Origin of the sequence: Corynebacterium sp. MSK310 (assembly GCF_030227355.1) — a bacterium.
GTDB lineage: Bacteria > Actinomycetota > Actinomycetes > Mycobacteriales > Mycobacteriaceae > Corynebacterium > Corynebacterium rhinophilum.
Map to the genome: position 1 here is coordinate 1 of NZ_JASPFZ010000034.1, position 4467 is coordinate 4467.

The following is a 4467-nucleotide window of genomic DNA, read 5'->3' on the forward strand; positions in this document are numbered from 1 at the left end:
AGCACGTGCTGGCCCCTGACACCATCACACTGCATGCTCTATCGAAAGGTAGAAACACCACTCAAACGGACTTGACCATCCGTCTTCTTCGCCTTCTTCTAGCTGCCCTAGATAGGAGTACTGTGCAAGAGCTTCTTCTATCTCCTTTCGGCTCATCTTCTCTGCTGATACTGTGGCCATCCATGACCGTGACTGCGTAGTCTTGCTACATTTTCTGCTACGCATTGCTTCACCTGAATATCCTTTCTGAGCTGGGGTGATACATGCTACAGAGGTGCCGGGTAACACTAACCCCGGCACTGGGCTGCCGCGACGGTCGCGCCTGCGACCGCCTTGCCCTGAAAAATCGCTTAAAACAAGGTGCGCGGCCCCGTCCCTGTGAGCACCGGGCCGCATCCCCCCCAATCACGGCGGCACTCACTTACCGCTCCCTCTGCTCCGGCCTCTCGGCCTCCCTCGGCTTCGCGCTCCTCCCGCTGGGAGGTCGCTCCGCGTCGGCCTTACCGGCATCCGCGCGGTCACTCACGCTCGGCCTTGGATTGGGGGGACATACAACTAGGGAGCGAACACCTGCATTTCGACGAGATTCCCGCCCTCACCAGCGCAGACAAACCGACCACGGCCAACTTCCACCGGAGACGGTTCACCGTCCTCAGGTCTGCGTCCCAGTACCAGCTCAGCGTCTTCCGGGCGGGTGACATGTCCGCAAAGCTTCACACCGCAGAGGTCGCGAATCGCAGTTGGCAGCACGTCGGCGGTCATTCTCTGGGTTGCCAGGACAACAAACACCCCGGCTGACCTGCCACGTTGCACCAAATCTCTTACAAGTCGTGTACAATCGTCGGCAGACTTCTTATCGTCTTTTGACGACGACGCAGCAGAAAACACTAACTGACATTCGTCAACAACAGCGACGAGCAGCTTTTTCCCCTGAGGATCTCGCCAAAAATCCAACTCAGACGAAAGCCGCTTGTTCATTACTTTCTGCATGCTCTTCAAAACCGGTAAGAAGTCTTCTGCCTTCTCTCGCTTGCCGTCGAACGTCTTCACGGTCGCGCCCGCGCTGCTTAGCGCTCTCACCAGGTGCTGCAAAAGAATGGACTTCCCGTAACCGGGCATTGCACCGACGACAGCCCCTGACTGCTCCCTCAGATCAACGCCGGTCTCGCCGTCTTCGGACAGGCCTAGAATGACCCGGCCTTCCTCGTACCGAGGAACGCCCCGAACTGTCGAAGGCAAGTCCACCAGGTCAACGACTTGAACCTTCCCTCTCTTCACCAGCACTTTGACCGGAGTCTTTAGAAGGTTGCCCAACTCCGCCGACAGCCCCTCACGAGTCCACTTCGATGTATCCCCCGGGGCGATAGGAACCATGCCGTCTCGGCTTACTCGGTTTATCTTCATCTCAAACTTTTCCTCAACCTGTTTTCTCCTGGTCGACAACTCGCGCGCCGCGCGAGTGCGGAACCACCGCCGTCGGAAAAGCTTGACAAGAGCAAGCCAAACAATGCCGGCAACGACAACGGCCAGGGCTATCCGAATCGACCAGAAGATGACAGCCTGCTGTAACTCATCGACGTTCAACGGCAGCTGCATTCACAAGCTCCTCTAGAGCATCAGTCGCCTCGTCCATGCTGGTAAACCCGCAATTCTCCGGGCCTTCAGCCTCGATTACTTCCCGCATGAACGAAGCGCACTTCCAGGGCGAAGTCAGAGCACGAAAAGTCGATTCAACCTGCGACTTCCTGAACTCTTCCGAACCGCCGACGAACATTCCGTAGTCTCCAGCTGTGCTTTTGATGGCGTGGAGCATTTTTAGGCCTCCTTAACGTTAGTTGCTTGAACGAACTGGACGGCATTTCCGTCCTGAGGTGCAAAAGCGCCGGTCATCACGTTTTCGAAAGTCACGACGTCACCCTCACTGACCAGCGGTTTTACTTGAGACTACACGGTCACCGAACCATCGCGAGTCTCCCTGTCCACGACGGTCACATCGTTCCGCGTCGTCTTCTTCTCGCTTAACACATACTTGACGCCTATTTTCCATGCCTGACCAAGGAAAACCTGCGAGGTTTTCGACTCACCATCGCGAGTCACGACTTCTTGAGGCTCGCTGCTCACCTCAATCCCCTCAGAGAGTTGGCCGACGGGAAGAAGATAAGAAGGTATCTTCACGACAAAATCCTTTCTTTATTCAGAAAAGGCAAGTTAATTGACTCCGGTGCATGAACAAGGGCAGAGAGTTCAGAACTCTATAAAAGCACCGGTATTTGACTATTGTACAGAAAGAGCGTGACGTGTCAATCGCACAATATAGAAAAAATCAAATCGAAACGATTTATGCTGGATACGGATACATAAATAAGGAAACAGACATCACGGCTCTCGGAAAGTGCCGGTTATTCGCCTCTAGTACATACAGCGCGCGAAGTGTCAGACGTATAAGAACAAACTAGAAAAACCGAAAGATGAGCATTAGGTTCGTATACATGCGTAAGAACATAGATATCGACGAGGTTGAAAAATACCTTTCCGACCTACAAAATCGCGTCGAAGCGATTGAGAAGGAACTTCAGGAGCGTCTAAAGACCATCAATGAGATTCCCGGAGCGAAATTCGAATATGTCGATTTAGTGACAGCCATGAATACTTGGGAAGAGGAGGCCTTCTATAGTGCAGAGGATCAACTCAAAGCCTCAAACCCAGATCCGAATTGGGAACCGACAGACGACGAAGTGAAGAGAAAAATGAACTATCCGCCCCAAGACGAAATCCTCTTGAGTCGGATCACCACTGCCGTAAAAAAGCTGACCGAGGTACAAAAATATCTCGCAGCCTCACTCAACGACATCGGCTATTCCCAAGCAAAAGTCGCAAAGATCGCCCATACGTCCCAGGCGCGGGTTGGACGCTGGATTCGCAGCGTTGAAGGAGACCTGCCTCCGCGAGCTAAACGCCCGTGGTAGTCAAAACTGGGGGTATCTCGACCCCTCGAATGGTAAAAGCGTGTTTTTACACGCCGATAATGAATGTTATGTCGTCGCCCCTAGAACCAATGAGGTGTTTATTTCCTATCTGCAGATTGAAGTTTCCCACAGATTATTTTCCCCAGTCCTTGTCACTGACAAGAATCGCTAATGAATCTACTGTTAAGGCAGGCTTCGCTGTATTATGCGGATAAACTCAGCAACTACGTTAGCAGTTATGGCTGAAGAGAAAGTCTCGCTTGTGCGGATCGTAGATACGCGTATGGGGTCCATGAATATATGACATTCGCTTCTTCTTTATTTGGGTCCTCCCGGTAGGCAAGGCCAGGCGATTTTGTCGCCGTTAAGCTTTATTGCTTTTAGTTTTCCCCAGCTTGATCCAGAGATACTAAAGATCGGAGTCAGGAGGATTAGTGTAGTAATCGTCTCCGTCACCGCTTTCGGCGCCAAGTCAATTCCCATAGAGCGAGCTGTTACAAAGAAGATCAAAAGCATCCAAGCCAAAGAGGTTGTTCTTTCTAGGGAATAGGCATCCGGGTCATTAGTTACTTGGTACCCACGCTTGTTTACACTGCTCATCCATATGCTTCGATACCCGAAAATAAAAACATTAATTAGAGAAAATACGGCCAATGGCAGGAATTCTTCATTGTGACAACACAACACGGAAATCCATGCTGTAATGGTAGTTACAAGTACAAGAAAACAGATGGTGCGATTAATTCCCAAATACCACCGAACACTCCCTTTCAGTTGCGTGTTACTTTGGGCGCTTTCGACAGTTTCGTTATCGCCTTCCACCCCATTTCGTGCCTGTCGCCTCGACGAAAAACGATCCAGCGTTACGGCAGCAAGATGGAACGCTAGTAAAAATAATGCCCACTTTATACTGTTCTTTGAACGCCGAACGTCTGACGACAACGGATTTCACCTTTCTTTTTACGAGCTTGCTCACTGAGCAGTATAAGATGAGCACAGCCAAGTATCCTCGATCTACAAACGCTAGGCCGTAGGCTGAGTTGTATGAAGTTACTTCTTTTCTCTTACCTGCATCCTGATCTCGCCATGTATTTGACTGGAAGAATTCTCTATATAGATGACGCGGCGGTGGAAATGCGACAGGCTCCATTTGCCCAGGAGGAGTTAAAAGAGGTTAGTGAAGTGGCGGATACGCTGGTGTCTCTTACTATTTCAGAGACACCGCTGAGTGTTTTTCGCCATGAGCTTGAGCAAGCTGATTGCGTTTATGTTGCGAGTGGTGAAACATTCCGCTTGCTTCACGCGCTGAAATCTACCGGGGCAGATCAGCTTCTTGCTGACGCCGTGCGTAATGGAAAGTTGTATGCGGGAAGCTCTGCTGGGGCGATTGGGCCTGACCCCCGGAAAGTGGACACGTCGGGGGTTAGCTATGCTGCTGTGGTCAGTATAGCCGAAGTCTCGGTTTCAAAGACATCAGGCGCTACGAGATTGCACCAGGAGT

General features: G+C 51.4%; 6 protein-coding genes. 2 read left to right on the top strand and 4 right to left on the bottom strand.

Annotation, left to right across the window (positions count from 1 at the left end):
- Window positions 1-555: 555 nt before the first annotated feature.
- From QP891_RS11555 to QP891_RS11565, 3 genes are all read right to left on the bottom strand, one after another.
- Window positions 556-1596: an ATP-binding protein gene (locus QP891_RS11555; RefSeq protein WP_284771336.1), complete on the bottom strand. Its 1041-nt coding sequence runs from the start codon at window positions 1594-1596 to the stop codon at window positions 556-558.
- Window positions 1571-1813 carry a hypothetical protein gene (locus QP891_RS11560; RefSeq protein WP_284771337.1) on the bottom strand — a complete coding sequence of 81 codons (243 nt, stop codon included), beginning with the start codon at window positions 1811-1813 and terminating at the stop codon, window positions 1571-1573. The genes QP891_RS11555 and QP891_RS11560 overlap by 26 nt, the downstream gene beginning before the upstream one ends.
- Window positions 1814-1944: 131 nt before the next feature.
- Window positions 1945-2175, bottom strand: a complete 231-nt coding sequence (locus QP891_RS11565) for a hypothetical protein (protein ID WP_284771338.1) — start codon at window positions 2173-2175, stop codon at window positions 1945-1947.
- A 314-nt stretch (window positions 2176-2489) separates the two neighbouring features.
- On the opposite strand from QP891_RS11565, the gene QP891_RS11570 reads away from it, so the two are divergent.
- Window positions 2490-2966 (top strand): hypothetical protein, encoded by a 477-nt coding sequence (locus QP891_RS11570; RefSeq protein ID WP_284771339.1) that lies wholly within the window; start codon window positions 2490-2492, stop codon window positions 2964-2966.
- A 318-nt stretch (window positions 2967-3284) separates the two neighbouring features.
- Here QP891_RS11570 and QP891_RS11575 read toward each other — a convergent pair whose 3' ends face one another.
- Complete coding sequence (locus tag QP891_RS11575) at window positions 3285-3908, bottom strand: hypothetical protein (RefSeq protein WP_284771340.1); 624 nt, start codon at window positions 3906-3908, stop codon at window positions 3285-3287.
- Between the two features lie 102 nt (window positions 3909-4010).
- Here QP891_RS11575 and QP891_RS11580 point away from each other — a divergent pair.
- A partial coding sequence (locus tag QP891_RS11580; RefSeq protein WP_284796922.1) for a Type 1 glutamine amidotransferase-like domain-containing protein occupies window positions 4011-4467 on the top strand: 457 nt, incomplete at its 3' end.